The sequence below is a fragment of the Bacteroides sp. D22 genome (genome assembly GCF_000163675.1).
GTDB classification, from domain to species: domain Bacteria; phylum Bacteroidota; class Bacteroidia; order Bacteroidales; family Bacteroidaceae; genus Bacteroides; species Bacteroides xylanisolvens.
The window spans coordinates 1-646 of sequence record NZ_GG774881.1 but is presented as its reverse complement, the minus strand read 5'-3'; the positions used below and the strand labels follow the sequence as shown (position 1 = coordinate 646).

The window sequence follows — 646 nt, the reverse complement described above, 5'->3', positions numbered from 1 at the left end:
CCCGTTTTTTAGATCAAACACGCGGGGATACAGCCAACCTTTTTCTAAAAGCGGTCAGATATGCTGTCAATGAATGGGAAGCAGTATCACGCTATGTGCAAAATGGAAAGGCGGAAATTGATAATAATACGGCCGAGAGGATGATGAAGCCCATTTGTATGGGAAGAAAGAATTATCTGTTTTGCGGATCGGAACTAGGGGCAAAGAATGCTTCTATGTTATACTCAATTATTGAAACATGTAAGATGAATGGATTAAGGCCGGTGAAATATATAGCGGAAATTTTAACTAAATTAACGGCAGGAGAAACAAATTACATGTCACTATTACCGATCAACAATAATAAAGAATACTAATTATTGGATAAAGAGATGCTATATACTCCACTACAGAGTATAGAAAAAGGGACAGCCATACAATGAGTGCTTACATTATATAACGTGTTGCAGATACTTTATCTGCAACCTATCTGCCACAGGTATCTGCAACGTTCCAACTATTTATCAACTAGTGTGTTACACACGTTTGGTTGCAGGTGGCAGATGTTTTTATGTTTTTCAACTTTATAGTAGGAAAAACTTTCATTCATTTCAGTACAGTTCTTAATTAAATGGGAATTTATCGGTTAAAATGGGAATTTTGCAGT

1 protein-coding gene is annotated in these 646 nt (G+C 36.2%); it reads left to right on the top strand.

Going from position 1 to position 646, the window contains the following annotated elements; genetic code table 11:
• The coding region (locus HMPREF0106_RS00025) for an IS66 family transposase (RefSeq protein WP_009041342.1) at window positions 1–356 on the top strand (356 nt) is incomplete at its 5' end.
• Window positions 357–646 lie beyond the last annotated feature (290 nt).